Genomic DNA, 18,130 nt, shown 5'->3' on the forward strand with positions numbered 1-18,130 from the left:
CGGTGCCTGACATGGTAAGCTCGCCGCCTCATTTGCTGCCAATAATGACTCACTGTGCCGCACTCAAAAACCCCCTCCGCGATATCGGTCTGGCTCGCTCGAAGCCAACTGACGCCCCTCCCCGACACGTCTACGCTCGATTGGCTGTTCGATGAAGGATCGCTGACCCGCCGCTTGACCCGCCTGTCGAATGACAGTTTCAGCGTCACGCCGCTGTTCGAAGGCTGGCAATCGCTGCGCGCCGACGAATGTGCTGCGCTGGAGCTGGCCGAAGGCAGTGAAGGCTGGGTACGCGAGGTGTATCTGCGCGGTCACGGTGAAGCCTGGGTGTTTGCCCGCAGCGTGGCGGCGCGTAGCGCATTGCAGGGCGATGGACTGCACATGGACGAATTGGGCAGCCGTTCACTGGGCGAATTGCTGTTTTGCGATCAGGCGTTTCAGCGCCGGGCCATCGAAGTTTGTCACTATCCTCAAGCATGGCTGCCGGTGGACGCTCAGGCGCCTGAACTGTGGGGCCGGCGCTCGCGTTTCGACCGTGGCGCCTTGAGCGTGCTGGTGGCCGAGATCTTTCTGCCGACCTTGTGGAACGCCACCCGCGCCCATCCGGAGAACTGCTGATGTACCAAAGCCTGCTCAAGTCCCTGAACCGTTTGAATCCACGGGCCTGGGATTTCATTCAGCTGACCCGCATGGACAAACCGATCGGCATTTATTTACTGCTATGGCCGACGTTGTGGGCACTCTGGATTGCCGGTGAAGGCTCGCCATCATTGGCCAATATCGTGATTTTCGTGCTCGGCGTGGTGCTGACCCGCGCCGGCGGTTGCGTGATCAACGATTGGGCGGACCGCAAGGTCGATGGCCACGTGAAACGCACCGAACAGCGGCCACTGGTGAGCGGCAAAATCAGCTCTAAAGAAGCCCTGATGTTCTTCGCGGTACTGATGGGTGTGAGCTTTCTGCTGGTGTTGTGCACCAACGCGACGACGGTCTGGCTGTCGCTGGGCGGTTTGGCCTTGGCCTTCACTTACCCGTTCATGAAGCGCTACACCTATTACCCGCAGGTGGTGCTGGGCGCAGCGTTCTCTTGGGGCATGCCGATGGCATTCACCGCCGAAACAGGTGAACTGCCGGCAACAGCCTGGTTGCTGTGGATCGCCAATCTGCTGTGGACCGTTGGCTACGACACCTATTACGCCATGACCGATCGCGACGATGACCTGAAGATCGGGGTGAAATCCACAGCGATTCTGTTTGGCGACGCCGACAGGGTGATCATTCTGACTTTGCAAGGGTTGGCGTTGGGATGCCTGCTGCTGGCGGGTTCGAAATTCCAGCTCGGCGGATGGTTCCACCTCGGGTTACTGGCGGCGGCGGGTTGTTTTGCGTGGGAGTTCTGGTACACCCGCAGCAAGGACCGGATGCGCTGCTTCCAGGCGTTTTTGCATAACCATTGGGCGGGGTTGGCGATTTTTGTCGGGATTGTGCTGGATTACGCGTTGCGCTGATGTTCCGAATAGATCGCAGCCTTCGGCAGCTCACCGATAACGGCGCTGCCGAGACTGTGATCGTTCGGGACTCAATCAGTGCCTATACATGTGCCAGAAGCCGCCTTTACCGTCACCCATGACATCCCCCGGCTTCGCGTCCATTTTGTAGCCATACATTGGCTTGCCGTCATACGCCCATTGCATCGTGCCGTCGTCACGCTTGATCGGCATCCACTTACCCATGGGCTTGGCATCCGTCGGCGCCATCAACGGCGGCCAGTTCGTCGCACACTCGCCCGTGCACATCGACTTGCCATCTTTGTCCTTGTCAAAGGTATACAAGGTCATACCCTTGTGGTCGACCATCATGCCGTCTTTCATCATGCCCGGATCGGCGGCAAAGACCAGGGACGGCAGCGTTAGCGCAGCAGTGACCAGCAGCGACTTCCAGGATTGAGCGATGTGCTTCATGGAAACCTTCCTTTTGTGGTTGTCAGGATTCGGACTTAGAGCTTAGTTCAGGATCATGACAATCGCCGGGCGACTAAAATACTGTCACACGACTGCAATAATTCCGTTATCTAATGCGGCGCAAGACAGTTAAATGACAAGAGGATTAACGCATGGTTGGCAGGAGCATTCTGATCGTCGACGACGAAGCGCCCATTCGCGAAATGATCGCCGTTGCGTTGGAAATGGCCGGCTATGACTGCCTGGAGGCGGAGAACTCGCAGCAGGCCCATGCCATTATCGTCGACCGCAAACCGGACCTGATCCTGCTCGACTGGATGCTGCCCGGCACCTCCGGCATCGAACTGGCCCGCCGCCTCAAGCGCGATGAGCTGACCGGGGATATCCCGATCATCATGCTCACTGCCAAGGGCGAAGAGGACAACAAGATCCAGGGCCTGGAAGTCGGCGCCGACGATTACATCACCAAACCGTTTTCCCCACGCGAACTGGTGGCGCGCCTGAAAGCCGTGCTGCGCCGCGCCGGCCCGACCGATGGCGAAGCGCCGATCGAAGTCGGCGGCCTGCTGCTGGACCCGATCAGCCACCGCGTGACCATTGACGGCAAACCTGCCGAGATGGGCCCGACCGAGTACCGTTTGCTGCAATTTTTCATGACCCACCAGGAACGTGCCTACACCCGTGGCCAGTTGCTGGATCAGGTTTGGGGCGGCAATGTCTATGTCGAAGAGCGCACCGTCGATGTCCACATCCGTCGCCTGCGCAAAGCCCTCGGCGATGCCTATGAAAATCTGGTACAAACCGTGCGCGGCACTGGCTACCGGTTTTCCACCAAGGCCTGAGCCGACTGCGCCAGACTCGCTGACAAGGACGCATTTTTCCGTGAACCAAAACTGGCATGGCACCCTGATTCGCCACATGCTGCTGCTGGTCACCGCCTGCCTGGTGATCGGCCTGATTTCCGGCTACTACGGCTGGAGCCTCGCCGTGGGCCTGGGCCTTTATCTGGCCTGGACCCTCAAACAACTGCTGCGCCTGCACGAATGGCTGCGCCTGCACAAACCCGATGAAGCACCGCCCGATGGCTATGGCCTGTGGGGCGAAGTGTTCGACAGCATCTACCACTTGCAACGCCGCGACCAACGGGTGCGCGGGCGCCTGCAAGCGGTTATCGACCGGGTCCAGGAATCCACCGCGGCGCTGAAAGACGCGGTGATCATGCTCGACAGCGATGGCAACCTGGAATGGTGGAACCGTGCCGCCGAAACCCTGTTGGGTCTCAAGACTCCACAGGACAGCGGCCAGCCCGTGACCAACCTGGTGCGCCATCCGCGCTTCAAGGAATACTTCGAACAGGACAGCTACGCCGAGCCGTTGGAAATTCCTTCGCCGATCAATGATCGCCTGCGTATTCAGTTGTACATCACCCGCTACGGCAACAATGAACACTTGATGCTGGTGCGCGACGTGACGCGTATCCATCAGCTGGAACAGATGCGCAAAGACTTCATCGCCAACGTGTCCCACGAGCTGCGCACGCCGCTGACGGTGATCTGCGGCTACCTGGAAACCCTGCTCGACAACGTCGAGGAAGTGAACCCGCGCTGGACCCGTGCACTGCAGCAGATGCAGCAGCAAGGCGGGCGCATGCAGACCTTGCTGAACGATTTGCTGCTGCTGGCCAAACTGGAAGCCACCGATTACCCGTCGGACAATCAACCAGTGTCCATCGACAGCCTGCTGCAATCGATCAAGGGCGACGCTCAGCAACTGTCCGGCCAAAAAAACCAGCACATCAGCCTGGAAGCCGATCCAACGATTCTGCTCAAGGGCAGCGAAGCCGAATTGCGCAGCGCCTTTTCCAACCTGGTGTTCAATGCCGTGAAATACACCCCGGCCGAAGGCAATATCCGCATCCGCTGGTGGGGTGATGATCAAGGCGCGCATTTGAGCGTGCAGGATTCAGGGATCGGCATCGACAGCAAACACTTGCCGCGTCTGACCGAGCGCTTCTACCGCGTCGACTCCAGCCGCAACTCCAACACCGGCGGCACCGGGCTGGGGCTGGCCATCGTCAAACATGTGTTGCTGCGCCACCGGGCACGTATGGAAATCAGCAGTGTGCCGGGGCATGGCAGCACGTTTACCTGCCATTTTGCGCCGGCCCAAGTGACGAAATCCCGCGTCATCAGCACCGCCGATTGATACCGGCCAGCACTCGCCACTAGGCAAGCCAAGAGTCAGCCGCTACATTGGCTGACTTGTGCCTGCCCTTCAGGCGCACTTTTTTCTCTCCTTTTGAATTACGGAACCCGCAAAACTCCATCATGGACCCTTCCCCTGGCTTGACTCTCGCGACACTCTTCGCCGATTTCGGCATGATTCTTTTTGCTCTGATCCTGGTTTTGCTCAACGGCTTTTTCGTTGCGGCGGAATTTGCCATGGTCAAATTGCGCTCGACCCGGGTCGAAGCCATCGCAGAACAGCACGGCTGGCGCGGGCACATCCTGCGCACCGTGCACAGTCAGCTCGATGCTTACCTGTCAGCATGCCAATTGGGTATCACCCTCGCCTCCCTGGGCCTTGGCTGGGTCGGTGAACCGGCGTTCGCACACCTCCTCGAGCCAGTGCTCGAAGCGGTCGGTGTACAGTCCGCTGAAGTGGTCAAGGCCGTGTCGTTCTTCACCGCGTTCTTTATCATTTCGTACCTGCACATCGTGGTCGGCGAACTGGCCCCGAAATCCTGGGCCATCCGCAAACCCGAGCTGCTGTCGCTCTGGACGGCCGTGCCGCTGTACCTGTTCTACTGGGCCATGTACCCGGCCATTTACCTGCTCAACGCCAGCGCCAACCAGATCCTGCGGATCGCCGGCCAGGGTGAACCCGGCCCGCATCACGAGCACCATTACAGCCGTGAAGAACTGAAACTGATCCTGCACTCCAGCCGTGGCCAGGACCCGAGCGACCAAGGCATGCGCGTTTTGGCCTCGGCGGTGGAAATGGGCGAGCTGGAAGTGGTCGATTGGGCCAACTCCCGGGAAGACCTGGTCACACTTGAGTTCAACGCGCCGCTCAAGGAAATCCTGGCGCTGTTCCGTCGCCACAAGTTCAGCCGCTACCCGGTGTACGACAGCGAACGCCAGGAGTTCGTCGGCCTGCTGCACATCAAGGATCTGTTGCTGGAACTGGCGGCCCTGGATCACATTCCCGAGTCGTTCAACCTCGCCGAACTGACCCGGCCGCTGGAGCGCATATCGCGTCACATGCCGCTGTCGCAGCTGCTAGAACAGTTTCGCAAGGGCGGTTCGCATTTCGCTGTGGTCGAAGAAGCCGACGGCAACATCATCGGCTACCTGACCATGGAAGACGTGCTGGAAGTGCTGGTGGGCGACATTCAGGATGAACACCGCAAGGCTGAACGCGGGATCCTCGCGTATCAGCCGGGCAAACTGTTGGTGCGCGGCGATACGCCGCTGTTCAAGGTGGAACGCCTGTTGGGTATCGACCTGGACCACATCGAAGCCGAAACCCTCGCCGGGCTGGTCTACGAAACCCTGAAACGGGTGCCGGAAGAGGAAGAAGTGCTAGAGGTCGAAGGCTTGCGGATCATCATCAAGAAGATGAAAGGGCCGAAGATTGTTTTGGCCAAGGTGTTGATGCTCGACTAGGTGTGATACCGGTGGCGAGCGGGTTCTTGCTCCCGCTGGGTCGCGAAGCGGCCCCAATCCTGCAACCGCGCTTACCCGGGTACACCGCATTCACCGGTTTACGACTGCTGCGCCCAAACGCGGACCGGCCGGTGGGAGCAAGCTCCCTCGCCACAGTAGATCTCCATCGTTCATTTCTTGCCCAACGCAAAGTTGGGCAACGCGCCTACCGGTTGATTGAACTGGTACGGAATCGACACCAACCCCAAGCCGGTATTACGCTGCACCACGAAGTGCAGGTGCGGGCCGCTGCTGTTGCCGGTGTTGCCCGACAGCGCCAGCGCACTGCCCACCACCACGCGCTGACCTTCCCGCACGTTGACCGAACCTTTCTTGAGGTGCAGGTATACGCCCATGGTCCCGTCATCGTGCAATACCCGCACGAAATTGCCCGACGGATCGTTGCCGCGCCCGGTCTGGCCATTCTCGGTTTTAACCACCATCCCGCCGCGCGCCGCGATGATCGGCGTACCTTCGGGCATCGCGATGTCCATCGCATAACGGTTCTTCGGCCCGTAGTGACTGTATTTGCCATTGGCGCCCTGACTCAACCGAAACGGCCCGCCGCGCCACGGCAATGGATATCGATAGGCCATAGCGGCCCCTGCGGGGTCGCCCATGGAATATTCGAACCTTGGGGTATACGCCAGCGGCCTTCCGGCCTTCGTCGCCTTGAGCAGCGCCAGACGGATGTTACTGCGCGCCGGCAGAACCCGACGGATCGGCCGGCTCGGCGCGCCGCTGACGTTATTCAGCCCGGAAAAACTCAGCTCGATCTCGACCGGCGCATATAGATCGTTGCGCACGAACACACTGTCCATGCCCCCCTGCTTCTTGATATCGAGGTACACCTGCCGCTCAAGGCGCTCGACCATCCGGTCTCGAAAAACGAACACCTTCGCGCCTTTGGTGGGGCGGTCACTATAAGAGACCACGCCACTGGCATTGGTGGACCTGTAGATCGTCATGGCCACAACCGAGGTGGAGGCCATGAACAGACCACAGAAAAACAGCAGGCGCGCGAGCATGGGCAAGATTCTGTCGAGTAAGGCCTGGGAAGGAGCCTAGCAGCTGAAATGGACCAGCGTAGTCGACAGATGTTTCAAGATGGGTGGCTGATCGTTCCCACGCTCTGCGTTGGAACGATCAGCGGTAAACGTTATGCGCCCGGTACGAAATGCTTCTGCGCCGTGCCACGGGCGATCAGGCGGGAGATGTAGTCGAGCTTCTGTGCGTCCTGGTCGACAAAGCGGAAGGTCAGTTGCAGCCACTCGCTGTCGGGTTTCGGCTCGTGGGCGACAATGGCATGCAGGTAGCCGTTGAGGCGGGCGATTTCGGCGTTGTCGCCCTGTTCCAGGTCGAGCACGGCGCTGTCGAGGACTTGCGGCAGCGTATCGGTGCGTTTCACCACCAACAGCGCTTCCTTGATGCTCAAGGCTTTGATCACGCACTGCTGAGTACCGTTTGGCAGGCGCAGTTGGCCCTGACCACGACCACCAGCGGATGCCGCGGAGGCAACAGGTGCCTTGACCGGCGGGCTGTTAAGCAGGCCGCGAGACGGTGCGGCGGTCGGGGTTGGCGCAGCAGCGACAGGCTTGGCGAACGGGTTGACGACGGCTGCCGATGGGGTAGCCAGGGCAGCTTTACCGCCGGTCAACGCGCTGAGGGAATCATTGCCGAACGCCGAGTTCATTTTGGTCGGCGCGCTGTTCATCAAGGTGTCGAGTTTGCCGACCTTGTTCAGCGCCTGCTTGACCTTGGTCAGCAACTGCTCATTGGTGAACGGCTTGCTGACATAACCGGAAACCCCGGCCTGGATAGCCTGGACCACGTTCTCTTTGTCGCCACGGCTGGTGACCATCACGAACGGCATGGTCTTGAGGTTGTCTTGCTCACGGCACCAGGTCAGCAGTTCAAGACCGGACATTTCCGGCATTTCCCAGTCGCACAGGACCAGGTCGAACGCTTCTTTGGCCAGCATGGCCTGGGCTTTTTTGCCGTTGACTGCATCTTCGGTCCGGATCCCCGGGAAGTAGTTGCGCAGGCACTTCTTCACCAGGTCACGAATGAACGACGCATCGTCCACGACCAATACACTGATCTTGCTCATCCAACACCCCTTTAAAAATCCCGGCAAGCATAACGCTGGCTGATGGCACTTTGCCAAAACTCTTCAGTCACGCCGGGACTTTTCGTTCGCGGGTGCTGCTTTTCTATTCGGCTTTTCAATTCGAGAGCCTCACGCAAACAAAAACGCCCGGCCAAAAGGGCCGGGCGCTTTTCTTGGGCAATCTTACTTATCGTCAGCTTTGCCCGGAACATTAGCGGTTTCGGCACTTGTGCCTTCAACTTCTTCCTTCATGCGCTTGAGGCCCAAGTGACGCACGTCGGTGCCGCGCACCAGGTAAATCACCAGTTCCGAGATATTGCGCGCGTGGTCGCCGATACGCTCCAGCGAGCGCAGCACCCAGATAATGCTCAAGACCCGTGAGATAGAGCGCGGGTCTTCCATCATGTAGGTGGCCAGCTCACGCAGTGCGGTCTTGTATTCGCGGTCGATGATCTTATCGTACTGCGCCACCGACAACGCCAGGTCGGCGTCGAAGCGGGCAAACGCATCCAAGGCATCGCGAACCATATTGCGCACCTGGTCGCCGATGTGGCGAACCTCGACGTAACCGCGCGGCGCTTCGCCTTCTTCGCACAACTGGATGGCACGACGGGCGATCTTGGTGGCTTCGTCGCCGATGCGCTCCAGATCGATCACCGATTTGGAGATGCTGATGATCAACCGCAAGTCCGACGCCGCCGGCTGACGACGGGCCAGGATGCGCAGGCATTCTTCGTCGATGTTGCGTTCCATCTGGTTGATCTGGTCGTCGATCTCGCGAACCTGCTGGGCCAGGCCGGAGTCAGCCTCGATCAACGCGGTGACCGCGTCGTTGACCTGCTTCTCGACCAGCCCGCCCATGGCCAGGAGGTGGCTGCGCACTTCCTCGAGCTCAGCGTTGAACTGCTGGGAGATGTGATGGGTAAGGCCTTCTTTACTAATCATCTTGTTCGCTCCGCGAAAGTTGCAAGCTTCAAGCCGCAAGCTTCAAGCAGTTATGTATAAGTCCTGATATCGCACCGCTTCTTTCTTGCCGCTTGCAGCTTGACGCTTGCGGCTGTATGGCTAGCCGTACCGTCCTGTGATGTAGTCTTCGGTCTGCTTCTTCGCCGGATTGGTGAACAGCGTATCGGTGTCGCCGAATTCCACCAGTTTGCCCATGTACATGAACGCCGTGTAGTCGGAAACCCGCGCGGCCTGTTGCATGTTGTGGGTCACGATAACAATGGTGAACTTGGATTTCAGTTCGTAGATCAGCTCTTCGACTTTCAGCGTCGAGATCGGGTCGAGTGCCGAGCACGGTTCATCGAGCAGCAATACTTCCGGCTCCACGGCGATGGTGCGGGCAATCACCAGACGTTGCTGCTGACCACCGGACAGGCCAAGGGCCGACTCGTGCAGACGGTCTTTGACCTCATCCCACAACGCTGCGCCTTTCAACGCCCACTCAACGGCTTCGTCGAGGATGCGTTTCTTGTTGATGCCCTGGATGCGCAAACCGTAAACCACGTTTTCGTAGATGGTTTTCGGGAATGGGTTGGGCTTCTGGAACACCATCCCGACCCGGCGACGCAGCTCGGCCACGTCCTCGCCCTTGCGATAGATGTTGTTGCCATAGAGGTTGATCGCGCCGTCGACGCGGCAGCCGTCCACCAGGTCGTTCATGCGGTTGAAGGTGCGCAACAGCGTGGACTTGCCGCAGCCGGATGGGCCGATGAAGGCGGTCACGCGCTGTTTCGGGATGTTCATGCTGACGTCGAACAGCGCTTGTTTGTCGCCGTAGAACAGGCTCAGGCCCGGCACTTCGATGGCCACGGTTTCCTGTTCGAGGCTCAGGCTCTGTTTGTTGCGGCCCAAGGCCGACATGTTGATGCCGTGAGTGTGTGCTTCGTGCTGCATGGGTCTCACTCCGTTCATAGCTGCAAGCTTCTAGCTGCAAGCTGCAAGTTTTGAGCAAAAGCGGCTTGTAGCTTGCCGCTTGTGGCTAATGGCTTTAGCTATCCAGTGCTTTGTATTTTTCGCGCAGGTGGTTACGAATCCATACCGCCGACAAGTTCAACGTGGCAATCACCAGCACCAGCAGCAATGCAGTGGCGTACACCAGCGGCCGCGCGGCTTCGACGTTCGGGCTCTGGAAGCCGACGTCATAAATGTGGAAGCCCAAGTGCATGATCTTCTGGTCCAGGTGCAAGTACGGGTAGTTGCCATCCAGCGGCAGCGACGGCGCCAGTTTCACCACCCCCACCAGCATCAGCGGCGCCACTTCACCGGCGGCACGGGCCACGGCGAGGATCATGCCGGTCATCATTGCCGGGCTGGCCATTGGCAGCACGATCTTCCACAAAGTCTCGGCCTTGGTCGCGCCAAGAGCCAGCGAGCCTTCGCGCACGGTGCGAGGAATCCGCGCCAGGCCTTCTTCGGTGGCCACAATCACCACCGGCACCGCCAGCAGCGCCAGGGTCAGCGACGCCCAGAGCAGGCCCGGCGTACCGAAGGTCGGCGCCGGCAGTGCTTCCGGGAAGAACAACCGGTCGACCGAACCGCCGAGCACGTAGACGAAGAAGCCCAGACCGAACACGCCGTAAACGATGGCCGGAACACCCGCCAGGTTGTTCACCGCGATGCGGATCAGCCGGGTCATCGGTCCTTGCCTTGCATATTCACGCAGGTAAACCGCCGCCAGCACGCCGAACGGCGTCACGATCATCGCCATGATCAGGGTCATCATCACGGTGCCGAAAATCGCCGGGAAAATCCCGCCTTCGGTGTTGGCTTCACGCGGGTCATCACTGAGGAATTCCCAGGCCTTGCTGAAGTAAAAGCCGATCTTGGTGAAGGTGCCCATGGCGTTCGGCTGGTAGGCGTGAACCACTTTACCGATGCCGATTTCGACTTCTTTGCCGTTCGCGTCGCGAGCGGTCAGGCTGTCGCGATTGAACTGCGTGTGCAGATCGTTCAGACGCGCCTCGATTTCCTGATAACGGGCATTCAGCTCGGCGCGCTCGGACTCCATATCTGCTTGTGCGGCAGCATCGAGATGGCCGGCCAATTCCAGTTTGCGACCGCGCAGACGCACGCGCTCAAGACCGGCGTTGATCGCACCGATGTCAGTCTTTTCCAGAGTCTTGAGCTGTGCGGCGAGCTGGTTGACACGATCGACACGCGCCTGCAACTCAGGCCATGCGGCCTCGCCTTCAGCGATGACTTTGCCATCCTGTTTGACGTTGACCAGATAACCGTAAAAGTTGCCCCACTCGCGACGCTCGATGGTCATGAGCTCTGGCGGGGTCTTCTGGTTAGTTAGCCACTCGCCGACGATCCACGTGAAGTCGGTGCCGTTCAGATCACGGTTGCCGACCTTGATCAGCTCGCGGGTCATGAACTCCGGGCCCTGATCGGGCACCGGCAGGCCAGCGCTTTTCAGGCGCTCGCGTGGCACTTCTTCCTTTTGCACCACTTCGCCGATGACGAGGTGATTGGCCTGGCCCGGCACGTCGTAACTGGCGTGGATCAGGTCCGCCGGCCAGAAGTGACCCAGACCGCGCACGGCAATCACCGCCAGCAGGCCAATGGTCATGATGACCGCAATGGACACCGCGCCGCCGCTGATCCAGACGCCGGGGGCGCCGCTCTTGAACCATCCATTCAGGGAGTTCTGTTTCACAGACTTCTACCTTTGTTAAAGCGACGAGTATTTCTTGCGCAGACGCTGACGAATCAGTTCCGCGAGGGTGTTCATGATGAAGGTGAACAACAACAGCACCAGCGCCGAGAGGAACAGCACGCGGTAGTGGCTGCCGCCGACTTCCGATTCGGGCATTTCCACCGCGACGTTGGCCGCCAGAGTGCGCAGGCCTTCGAACAGGTTCATTTCCATGACCGGGGTGTTACCGGTGGCCATCAGCACGATCATGGTTTCACCGACCGCACGGCCCATGCCGATCATCAGTGCCGAGAAAATGCCCGGGCTGGCGGTAAGGATTACCACGCGGGTCATGGTCTGCCACGGCGTGGCACCGAGGGCCAGGGAGCCCAGGGTCAGGCCGCGAGGCACGCTGAACACGGCGTCTTCGGCGATGGAATAGATGTTCGGAATGACCGCGAAGCCCATGGCCAGACCGACCACCAGAGCGTTGCGCTGGTCGTAGGTAATCCCTAGGTCGTGGGAGATCCACATGCGCATGTCGCCGCCGAAGAACCAGGTTTCCATGTACGGGCTCATGTACAGCGACAACCAGCCCACAAACAGAATCACCGGGATCAGAATCGCGCTTTCCCAGCCGTCCGGCACTTTCAGGCGGATGGACTCAGGCAGGCGACTGAAGACGAAACCCGCCACCAGAATGCCGATCGGCAGGAGCATCAGCAGGCTGAAGATGCCCGGCAAATGCCCTTCTACATACGGTGCCAGGAACAGGCCGGCGAAGAAGCCGAGGATCACCGTCGGCATCGCTTCCATCAGCTCGATCACCGGTTTGACCTTGCGACGCATGCCCGGAGCCATGAAGTACGCGGTGTAGATCGCAGCGGCCACGGCCAGTGGCGCGGCCAACAGCATCGCGTAGAACGCGGCTTTCAGGGTACCGAAGGTCAGCGGTGAGAGGCTCAGCTTGGGTTCGAAGTCGGTGTTGGCGGCGGTCGATTGCCAGACGTATTTAGGCTCGTCGTAGTTCTCGTACCAGACCTTGCTCCACAACGCGCTCCACGAGACTTCCGGGTGCGGGTTGTCGAGCAGCAACGGTTGCAGCTTGCCGCCCTGCTCCACAATCACGCGGTTGGCCCGTGGCGACAGGCCGAACAGGCCTTGGCCATCAACCACCTGGTCCACCAGCAAAGTGCGGTGAGCGGTGCTGTGGAATACGCCGAGTTTGCCGGACGCGTCGAGGGCAACGAAGCCTTTGCGACGCTCTTCGGCGGTGATTTCAACGATCGGCGCGGTACCCATCTGGAAGCTACGAATCTGCTTCAGACGCAGCTCGCCATCCGGGTCACGGGCCATGAACCACTGGGCGAGACCACCCTTGGAGTTGCCGACGATCAGCGAGATGCCGCCCAGCAATTGAGTGCTGGCGGTCACTTCGGCATTACCGTCTTCAAGTAACTTGTAGCGCCCGTTGAGGCTCTTCTCGCGCAGGCTGAACACGTCGGCTTGAGCGCGACCGTTGACCACGTACAGCCATTGCTGACGCGGGTCGACGAAGATGTTCTTCACCGGCTCGGTCATCTGCGGCAGTTCGATGCGCTTCTGCTCGCTGGTGACTTCGCCGGTCATCATGTTTTCTTCGCTGGTCAGCGACATGACATGCAACTGCGCACCGGTGGAACCAGCCAGCAGCAGGGTCGAATCGGTAGCGTTGAGGCTGACATGCTCCAGAGCACCGCCCGCCTCGTTCAGCGCGACCGGCGTTTCACCATACGGGTACTCGACGGCCGGCGAGATGGTTTTCTTGCCTTCCGGGTAGCTGACTTTATACGTGTGACGGAACACCAGCGCCTGGCCGTTGGACAAGCCCACTGCCACTAATGGCTGGCCCGGTTGATCTTCACCGATGGAGGTCACGCTGGTGCCGGCCGGAATCGGCAGGTCGACGCGGCGCAGCTCGGCGCCAGTGTCAATATCAAAGAACAATGCCTGGCCCTTGTCGGAAACCCGCATGGCGACCTGGTTCTGTTCTTCGAGAGAGATCATCAGCGGTTTGCCGGCGTCTTGCATCCACGCGGGCGTGATGGCGTCTTTGGCGGTCAGGTCGGCCCCCTGGAACAGCGGCGCGACGACGTAACCGAGGAAGAAAAAGATCAGGGTGATCGCACCCAGAACGGCGAGGCCGCCGACGAGGACGTACCAGCGGGTCAGGCGATCTTTTAGCGCACGAATACGGCGCTTGCGTTGCAGCTCAGGCGTATTGAAGTCAATTCGCTTGGGGGGATTTGTAGTCATGGTGGAATTGGCCAGATCATTCATGCGCACACCCTAGCGATCCTGTATGACAGAAAGATGACAATGCAGTGACGCAACAAATCCGCCGCCTGTGGGAACTGGCAGCGGATCGGAAATTTGGGGGGTGTGTAGGAGCTGTCGAGGGAACCGAGGCAGCTCCTACACAGGTCCGGGTTTACCCCGGACCTAGGGTTTTACTTTTTTACTACGTTGTTGCCTTCTTGCAGACCCAGGTCAGCCAGTGCTTTTGCAGCAACCTTGGCTGGCAGCGGGATGTAGCCGTCTTTCACAACCACTTCCTGACCCTGTTTGGACAGAATCAGTTTCACGAACTCGGCTTCCAGCGGGGCCAGAGGCTTGTTCGGGGCCTTGTTGACGTATACGTAGAGGAAACGCGACAGCGGATACTTGCCGTTCAGGGCGTTCTCTTCGGTGTCTTCGATGAACTCAGTGGTACCTTTCTTGGCCAGGGCCACGGTTTTCACGCTGGCGGTCTTGTAGCCGATGCCCGAGTAACCAACACCGTTCAGCGAGGAGCTGATCGACTGCACGACCGAAGCCGAGCCTGGTTGTTCGTTGACGTTTGGCTTGTAGTCGCCTTTGCACAGGGCTTCTTCTTTGAAGTAGCCATAGGTGCCGGATACCGAGTTACGACCGAACAGTTGCACTGGCTTGTTGGCCAGGTCGCCGGTCACACCCAGGTCGCCCCAGGTTTTCACGTCAGCTTTGGCGCCGCACAGACGCGTCGAGGAGAAGATCGCGTCGACCTGTTCCATGGTCAGGTGCTGGATCGGGTTGTCTTTGTGTACGAAGACAGCCAGGGCGTCCACGGCAACCGGGATCGCGGTTGGCTTGTAGCCGTATTTCTGTTCGAAGGCAGCCAGTTCGGTGTCCTTCATCTTGCGGCTCATCGGGCCCAGGTTAGAGGTGCCTTCAGTCAACGCAGGTGGCGCAGTGGCGGAGCCAGCGGCCTGAATCTGGATGTTTACGTTCGGGTACTCTTTTTTGTAGTTCTCAGCCCACAGGGTCATGAGGTTGGCCAGGGTATCGGAGCCGACGCTGGACAGGTTGCCCGACACACCAGTGGTCTTGGTGTAGCTCGGGATCGACGGGTCAACAGCGGCAACCGCGTTGGCAGTCGCAACGCCAGCAGCGACAAAAGTCATTGCCGCCATCAAACGCTTCAGTTTCATGCCTTACTCCTAGCAGATAGGTGTGTTAAGTCGGGGCCAAGTATCAGCAGGCCGTGTGAACACTCTATGGCCGAAATATGACAATTGGATGAAAGGCCAGCATCCAATTGCCGGATACAATCCAATCCTCGTGGCAGGTTGACAAATAAAAACTAAAATATAGGCTTGTCAACCACGAGAGGAACCCATGATTAATGATCGAATCCGCCGCGCTCGCCTTCTGCGTGGTATGTCCCTGGAGGCGCTGGCGTGCCAGCTTGGTGACATTACCAAGCAAGCCCTCAGCAAATACGAGAAAGGGTTAAGCACCCCGAACTCCTCACGTCTGCTGCAAATGGCAAAAGTACTCGAAGTCAATCCTGAGTACTTTTTCCGTGCGGACGCCATCCCGCTTGCACCGCTGGAGTTCCGCAAGCTTGCGAAAATGCCCAAATACCGTCAGGTGCAAGTCGAAGAACAGATTCGTGAATACCTTGAGCGCTATATGGCTCTGGAAGAATGTTTCGACCCCGCGGACATCCAGACTCCAGGCACTCCCTCTCAGATGCTGCCCGTTTCTTCTATTGAAGAGGCCGAGCACGCGGCCGAATTACTTCGGGATTTCTGGGGAATTGGTAGTGACCCTATCGCCAATCTGACCGAGCAACTGGAAGAGCACAGTATCAAGGTGGCGATGCTCATGGGGCCGGATGATTTCGATGGGGCCTGCGCCGCTACTGGGGATGGGCGCCATGTTTTGATCGCATTAAATGCCGAGCGGCCAGGTGAGCGTATACGCTTCACCGCTGCCCATGAGCTTGGCCATTGGGTCATGCAGTTACCTGAATACATGCCTGAGAGAGACAAGGAAAACTGCTGTCATCGGTTTGCAGGGGCATTTCTTTACCCGGCAAAAGGCGTCACTAGCGACTTCGGCAGCCACCCACGTTCACGGGTTCATCCTCGCGAGCTACTCATCGCTAAGCGCCAATACGGAATTTCGATGCACGCAGCACTACGGCGCCTCAAGGATCTGAACCTGCTTAGCGATGCGGGTTACAAATCTCTAACCATCCAATTTAGCGCGAACGGCTGGCGCAAGACTGAACCAGAACCCATGCCCTGCAAGCCACCGCAACGTTTTGAATCATTGGTGTTTTGGGGATTGGCAGAAGGACTGATAACCAAATCCCGCGCAGCCGAACTTTTACGTAAACCAGCGAGCGCCTTGGACCCCAACTTCCTGGGCTCACTGGAGAGTGCATGAGTCTGATCTACATCAGCGATACAAATATCTGGATCGATTTCAGAAACGCTGGATTGCTGGAACAGATGTTCAGACTTCCGTTCACATTATGCTGCACCGATTTCGTGATGGATGAACTGGAAGACTTCCCCCATGACGAATTACTCGCCCATGGGTTGATTGTCGAGTCTTTCGATGGCCTTGGAGTCGCTCGACTTTTCAGCCTTAAAGTCGAGCACAACAACAGTTCACTGGCGGATGTCTCCTGCTATTTGCTCGCACAGGAGACGGGCCGACCGTTACTGACCGGAGACGGCAAGCTTAGACGCCAGGCTCAACGAGATGGTTTGCAAGTTCACGGGGCGCTCTGGCTACTCGACCTAATGGTCGAGCATCAAGTTGTTCCACCAGCGCACGCTGCAGATGCTTTGGATAACATGCTCGAACATGGAGCACGTTTACCGTCTGGAGAATGTGATGCAAGGCTTTCGCACTGGCGGAAGCCTTGACATCCAACCGCGCCTGTTACCGCCCGCTCTTCCAAAGATACCCACCCACCAGAATCCCGACGCCACAAATGATCGCCACATAATAGGCAGGTCCCATCGGGCTTTCCTTCAAAAGCAGCGTCACCACCATCGGGGTCAGGCCACCGAAGATGGCGTAGGCCAGATTGTAGGAAAACGACAACCCGCTAAAACGCACCACCGCCGGAAAAGCCTTGACCATCACATAGGGCACTGCGCCAACTATCCCGACCAGAAAACCGGTCAGCGCATACATCGGGAACAGCCAGTCGGGATGGTTGAACAGGCTGTGATAGAAGGTCCACGACATTAATAGCAACAAACCGCTACCGAATACGAACACACGACCGGCGCCGAAGCGGTCAGCCAATGCACCGGAGGTCACACAGCCCAGGCTCAGGAACACGATGGCCAGGCTGTTGGCCTGCAACGCGGTAGTGGGCGCGAAGTGGTAAACGGTCTGCAGCACGGTCGGGGTCATGAGGATGACCACGATGATGCCGGCGGACAGCAACCAGGTCAGCAGCATGGAAATCAGAATCGCACCGCGATGATCACGCAACACCGCGCGCAGCGGCACTTCTTCGGCCAGGGCCTTGCGCAATTGCAGTTCGGCGAATACCGGGGTTTCGTGGAGCCAACGGCGCAGGTAAACCGAGAACAGGCCAAACACACCGCCCAGCAGGAACGGGATCCGCCAGGCGTAATCCGAGACTTCAACCGGCGTGTAAATGCTGTTGATCGCGGTGGCGACCAGCGAGCCCAAAAGAATACCGACGGTCAGACCGCTGGTCAGCGTGCCGCAGGCATAACCGATGTACCGCTGCGGCACGTGTTCGGAAACGAATACCCAGGCTCCCGGCACCTCACCGCCAATTGCCGCGCCCTGGATCACCCGCATCAGCAGCAATAGAATCGGCGCCCACATACCAATCTGCGCATAAGTCGGCAGCAAGCCCATGATCAGGGTCGGCACGGCCATCATGAAAATGCTCAAGGTGAACATTTTTTTTCGCCCCAACAGATCACCGAAGTGCGCCATGACAATGCCGCCCAGCGGCCGCGCCAGGTAGCCGGCGGCGAAGATGCCAAATGTCTGCATCAAGCGCAGCCATTCGGGCATGTCGGCGGGGAAGAACAGTTTGCCGACCACTGTGGCGAAGAACACAAAGATGATGAAGTCGTAAAACTCCAGCGCGCCGCCCAGGGCAGACAGCGATAACGTCTTATAGTCGTTGCGGGTCAGCGGACGTGCGGATTGGGCGGGCTGCGCGATGCTCGAAGGCGCTGTGGTCATGGCAAGGGCTTCTCTTATAGTCGGATCTGCAACCTCAACAACGCTGGCGGAGGCTTGGGCAGGTTCGGCACGATAGCAAATTGTTCGAAAAAGCACATAGAGGCGCGTATTTGACGGTCGAAATGAGAACCGGACGGTCGTCTCGGAGTCTACCGATCGATATACTCGCAAC

16 protein-coding genes are annotated in these 18,130 nt (G+C 58.9%); 7 read left to right on the plus strand and 9 right to left on the minus strand.

Features of this window, described 5'->3' with window-relative positions; all coding sequences use genetic code 11:
- The first annotated feature begins 54 nt into the window (after positions 1 to 54).
- Positions 55 to 618 (plus strand): chorismate lyase, encoded by a 564-nt coding sequence (locus LOY56_RS26305; RefSeq protein WP_258618307.1) that lies wholly within the window; start codon positions 55 to 57, stop codon positions 616 to 618.
- A complete protein-coding gene (gene ubiA, locus LOY56_RS26310; RefSeq protein ID WP_258618313.1) occupies positions 618 to 1,508 on the plus strand; it encodes a 4-hydroxybenzoate octaprenyltransferase in 891 nt (296 codons plus the stop codon). The genes LOY56_RS26305 and ubiA overlap by 1 nt, the downstream gene beginning before the upstream one ends.
- 75 nt (positions 1,509 to 1,583) lie before the next feature.
- On the opposite strand, the gene LOY56_RS26315 is transcribed toward ubiA, so the two are convergent.
- Positions 1,584 to 1,961, minus strand: a complete 378-nt coding sequence (locus tag LOY56_RS26315; RefSeq protein ID WP_258618314.1) for a hypothetical protein — start codon at positions 1,959 to 1,961, stop codon at positions 1,584 to 1,586.
- Between the two features lie 152 nt (positions 1,962 to 2,113).
- Between LOY56_RS26315 and phoB the strand changes: the two genes are divergently transcribed.
- The 3 genes from phoB to LOY56_RS26330 all read left to right on the plus strand — a co-directional run bounded on the left by phoB (position 2,114) and on the right by LOY56_RS26330 (position 5,629).
- A complete protein-coding gene (gene phoB / locus LOY56_RS26320) occupies positions 2,114 to 2,803 on the plus strand; it encodes a phosphate regulon transcriptional regulator PhoB (protein ID WP_007896474.1) in 690 nt (229 codons plus the stop codon).
- 76 nt (positions 2,804 to 2,879) lie between these two features.
- On the plus strand, positions 2,880 to 4,166 hold the full coding sequence (phoR, locus tag LOY56_RS26325; RefSeq protein ID WP_217450417.1) for a phosphate regulon sensor histidine kinase PhoR: 1,287 nt from the start codon (positions 2,880 to 2,882) through the stop codon (positions 4,164 to 4,166).
- A 122-nt stretch (positions 4,167 to 4,288) separates the two neighbouring features.
- Complete coding sequence (locus LOY56_RS26330; protein ID WP_258618315.1) at positions 4,289 to 5,629, plus strand: hemolysin family protein; 1,341 nt, start codon at positions 4,289 to 4,291, stop codon at positions 5,627 to 5,629.
- Positions 5,630 to 5,799: 170 nt separating this feature from the next.
- Here the strand turns inward: LOY56_RS26330 and LOY56_RS26335 are convergent, their stop codons facing one another.
- From LOY56_RS26335 to LOY56_RS26365, 7 genes are all read right to left on the minus strand, one after another.
- Positions 5,800 to 6,696 carry a peptidoglycan DD-metalloendopeptidase family protein gene (locus LOY56_RS26335; protein WP_258618317.1) on the minus strand — a complete coding sequence of 299 codons (897 nt, stop codon included), beginning with the start codon at positions 6,694 to 6,696 and terminating at the stop codon, positions 5,800 to 5,802.
- Between the two features lie 131 nt (positions 6,697 to 6,827).
- Complete coding sequence (locus tag LOY56_RS26340) at positions 6,828 to 7,778, minus strand: response regulator (protein ID WP_258618318.1); 951 nt, start codon at positions 7,776 to 7,778, stop codon at positions 6,828 to 6,830.
- 183 nt (positions 7,779 to 7,961) lie between these two features.
- Positions 7,962 to 8,723 carry a phosphate signaling complex protein PhoU gene (phoU, locus tag LOY56_RS26345; RefSeq protein WP_008073516.1) on the minus strand — a complete coding sequence of 254 codons (762 nt, stop codon included), beginning with the start codon at positions 8,721 to 8,723 and terminating at the stop codon, positions 7,962 to 7,964.
- Positions 8,724 to 8,843: 120 nt separating this feature from the next.
- The gene (pstB, locus tag LOY56_RS26350; protein ID WP_258618324.1) at positions 8,844 to 9,677 is read right to left on the minus strand and encodes a phosphate ABC transporter ATP-binding protein PstB; all 834 of its coding nucleotides are present in this window, start codon (positions 9,675 to 9,677) and stop codon (positions 8,844 to 8,846) included.
- Positions 9,678 to 9,771: 94 nt separating this feature from the next.
- Positions 9,772 to 11,442 (minus strand): phosphate ABC transporter permease PstA, encoded by a 1,671-nt coding sequence (pstA, locus tag LOY56_RS26355; RefSeq protein ID WP_258618325.1) that lies wholly within the window; start codon positions 11,440 to 11,442, stop codon positions 9,772 to 9,774.
- Positions 11,443 to 11,457: 15 nt separating this feature from the next.
- The gene (locus tag LOY56_RS26360) at positions 11,458 to 13,491 is read right to left on the minus strand and encodes an ABC transporter permease subunit (RefSeq protein ID WP_258622904.1); all 2,034 of its coding nucleotides are present in this window, start codon (positions 13,489 to 13,491) and stop codon (positions 11,458 to 11,460) included.
- A gap of 419 nt (positions 13,492 to 13,910) precedes the next feature.
- The gene (locus tag LOY56_RS26365) at positions 13,911 to 14,909 is read right to left on the minus strand and encodes a phosphate ABC transporter substrate-binding protein PstS family protein (protein ID WP_123357149.1); all 999 of its coding nucleotides are present in this window, start codon (positions 14,907 to 14,909) and stop codon (positions 13,911 to 13,913) included.
- Between the two features lie 187 nt (positions 14,910 to 15,096).
- Here LOY56_RS26365 and LOY56_RS26370 point away from each other — a divergent pair, with 187 nt between their 5' ends.
- Positions 15,097 to 16,155: an XRE family transcriptional regulator gene (locus tag LOY56_RS26370; RefSeq protein ID WP_258618328.1), complete on the plus strand. Its 1,059-nt coding sequence runs from the start codon at positions 15,097 to 15,099 to the stop codon at positions 16,153 to 16,155.
- A complete protein-coding gene (locus tag LOY56_RS26375) occupies positions 16,152 to 16,643 on the plus strand; it encodes a type II toxin-antitoxin system VapC family toxin (RefSeq protein WP_258618329.1) in 492 nt (163 codons plus the stop codon). Before LOY56_RS26370 ends, LOY56_RS26375 begins: the two co-directional genes overlap by 4 nt.
- A gap of 16 nt (positions 16,644 to 16,659) precedes the next feature.
- On the opposite strand, the gene LOY56_RS26380 is transcribed toward LOY56_RS26375, so the two are convergent.
- The gene (locus LOY56_RS26380; protein WP_258618330.1) at positions 16,660 to 17,958 is read right to left on the minus strand and encodes an MFS transporter; all 1,299 of its coding nucleotides are present in this window, start codon (positions 17,956 to 17,958) and stop codon (positions 16,660 to 16,662) included.
- Between the last annotated feature and the right edge of the window lie 172 nt (positions 17,959 to 18,130).

Source organism: Pseudomonas sp. B21-048 (assembly GCF_024748615.1).
Taxonomy (GTDB): domain Bacteria; phylum Pseudomonadota; class Gammaproteobacteria; order Pseudomonadales; family Pseudomonadaceae; genus Aquipseudomonas.

Excerpts from the sequence above, each read along its gene's own strand:
- ubiA (WP_258618313.1), top strand. The coding sequence starts at position 618 with ATGTACCAAAGCCTGCTCAAGTCCCTGAACCGTTTGAATCCACGGGCC.
- LOY56_RS26315 (WP_258618314.1), bottom strand. The coding sequence starts at position 1,961 with ATGAAGCACATCGCTCAATCCTGGAAGTCGCTGCTGGTCACTGCTGCG.
- phoB (WP_007896474.1), top strand. The coding sequence starts at position 2,114 with ATGGTTGGCAGGAGCATTCTGATCGTCGACGACGAAGCGCCCATTCGC.
- phoR (WP_217450417.1), top strand. The coding sequence starts at position 2,880 with ATGCTGCTGCTGGTCACCGCCTGCCTGGTGATCGGCCTGATTTCCGGC.
- LOY56_RS26330 (WP_258618315.1), top strand. The coding sequence starts at position 4,289 with ATGGACCCTTCCCCTGGCTTGACTCTCGCGACACTCTTCGCCGATTTC.
- LOY56_RS26335 (WP_258618317.1), bottom strand. The coding sequence starts at position 6,696 with ATGCTCGCGCGCCTGCTGTTTTTCTGTGGTCTGTTCATGGCCTCCACC.
- LOY56_RS26340 (WP_258618318.1), bottom strand. The coding sequence starts at position 7,778 with ATGAGCAAGATCAGTGTATTGGTCGTGGACGATGCGTCGTTCATTCGT.
- phoU (WP_008073516.1), bottom strand. The coding sequence starts at position 8,723 with ATGATTAGTAAAGAAGGCCTTACCCATCACATCTCCCAGCAGTTCAAC.
- pstB (WP_258618324.1), bottom strand. The coding sequence starts at position 9,677 with ATGCAGCACGAAGCACACACTCACGGCATCAACATGTCGGCCTTGGGC.
- LOY56_RS26360 (WP_258622904.1), bottom strand. The coding sequence starts at position 13,491 with ATGCAAGACGCCGGCAAACCGCTGATGATCTCTCTCGAAGAACAGAAC.
- LOY56_RS26365 (WP_123357149.1), bottom strand. The coding sequence starts at position 14,909 with ATGAAACTGAAGCGTTTGATGGCGGCAATGACTTTTGTCGCTGCTGGC.
- LOY56_RS26370 (WP_258618328.1), top strand. The coding sequence starts at position 15,097 with ATGATTAATGATCGAATCCGCCGCGCTCGCCTTCTGCGTGGTATGTCC.
- LOY56_RS26375 (WP_258618329.1), top strand. The coding sequence starts at position 16,152 with ATGAGTCTGATCTACATCAGCGATACAAATATCTGGATCGATTTCAGA.
- LOY56_RS26380 (WP_258618330.1), bottom strand. The coding sequence starts at position 17,958 with ATGACCACAGCGCCTTCGAGCATCGCGCAGCCCGCCCAATCCGCACGT.